The sequence below is a fragment of the Mycobacterium sp. ACS4331 genome, from assembly GCF_001667265.1.
Lineage (GTDB): Bacteria > Actinomycetota > Actinomycetes > Mycobacteriales > Mycobacteriaceae > Mycobacterium.
The window spans coordinates 1-1,428 of the sequence record NZ_LZHW01000089.1 but is presented as its reverse complement, the minus strand read 5'-3'; the positions used below and the strand labels follow the sequence as shown (position 1 = coordinate 1,428).

2 protein-coding genes are annotated in these 1,428 nt (G+C 60.4%); both read left to right on the top strand.

Going from position 1 to position 1,428, the window contains the following annotated elements:
- Positions 1-117 precede the first annotated feature (117 nt).
- On the top strand, positions 118-558 hold the full coding sequence (locus A5727_RS20980; RefSeq protein WP_068254425.1) for a hypothetical protein: 441 nt from the start codon (positions 118-120) through the stop codon (positions 556-558).
- A gap of 221 nt (positions 559-779) precedes the next feature.
- On the top strand, positions 780-1,428 hold a 649-nt coding region (locus tag A5727_RS27625; RefSeq protein WP_157521491.1), incomplete at its 3' end, for a hypothetical protein.

Here is a 1,428-nt window from a genome sequence, read left to right as displayed (position 1 = left end):
ACTCCCCAACCCCACACAGGTACGACCCACGCCGCCAGCGGTCCCACAGCGCCGCCACCCTGGCCTCCCCAAGGACCTCCTCCCGCACGTCGCCCGTCCCGGCTTCCGCTGATTCTGGTGTCGCTGCTTGCGGTGGCCGCACTGGCTGTGGCTATCGCCTCGTGGTTCCGGCCCGCTCCGGCCCAGGAAGAGTCGACTGCGGCTCAGTTCAGCGAGCAGGAGATCGCCGATGCCACGGAGGCCGTGTGCGAAGCGTGGGACACGGTGTACAGGTCGCTAATCACCGCGGGTTACCAGACCAGCGAAGATCCCACAGTGTCACAGATCCTCGCGTTACAGATGAAGGTGGCATTTCTGGCGTCGGGCAACTACTTGCATGATGCACTCAATCGACACGCCGCTGCAGATGGTGAATTGGCTAGGTCGACTGAAAAGCTCGCGACAGGCTATGAGCACGCGATCCTTGCTCAGCTCGCTGGCGCTCCCGCAGGCGAAATCGAGGGAATCAAGGCGGACATTCGGGAAGCCGAGGACGCAGTAAAGCGGGAATGCGAATGACCGACGTCCCGGGCGGTCCGTGGGCAGCACCAATTGTGGGGCCCCACTGGCCAAGCGAGGCGTCCGTAGCTGCGGCGGTCAGTGCGTCACGCAACAGAGGCCTATTGGAGTCTCTCTTACGGGATTATGGAGGCGTACTCCAAACGACCAACAGTCAGGTGTTGACGCCCTTGAGCGGCGTCACTGCCGACGCCACCTCCCAGGCCTTCCAGACTGGAATGATGACGGCGAATGCGGTTTCGCAAAAGAACGGCGTGAAAAAGACTTCGTACGCTGCGAGCGCAGAAGCTCTACAGGGTCTCCGGTCCGACCTGAGGCAGATCGCCGCTGACGCCGACAAAGAAATCAACGCAATCGCGCAGTCTAAGCGTCCACTTCCTCAGAAGGTCACTGAAATCGGCGCTGCCATAGAAAAATACTCGACTTATGCTTCCCATAAGGCGGCCCAACGCAGTTCGGCTATCACACAGGCGCTAAGTGAGGTCCTACTCGCCCAGGGGGACGGGCGAACACCTACGGAATTTGCGTTAGCCCACGGTATCGATATCGGCAAACCACAGCAGCTCACGCAAGAGAATATTCGGTCATACGTAGAGCAGACACTCAAGAATTCCACTGGCGATTTGACCGAATACACGAACACCGCTCCGAACGCTCGGACTGTAGACCTGATTTCAAGCAAGGCTGAACCCACCCCGCCAACTACAGGAGTGGGCCTGGACGTCAACTCCGTCGACACCCCGCAGGTGCAAGCGCACCAAAATCCAACGGCGGCACCGTTCGAACCAACGGCGCCAAAGCGCATTACGACGGACACGTTAATCGGAGCTGGAACTCCCCCAACCGCCCTCCCCGACGCCACCCCAATCA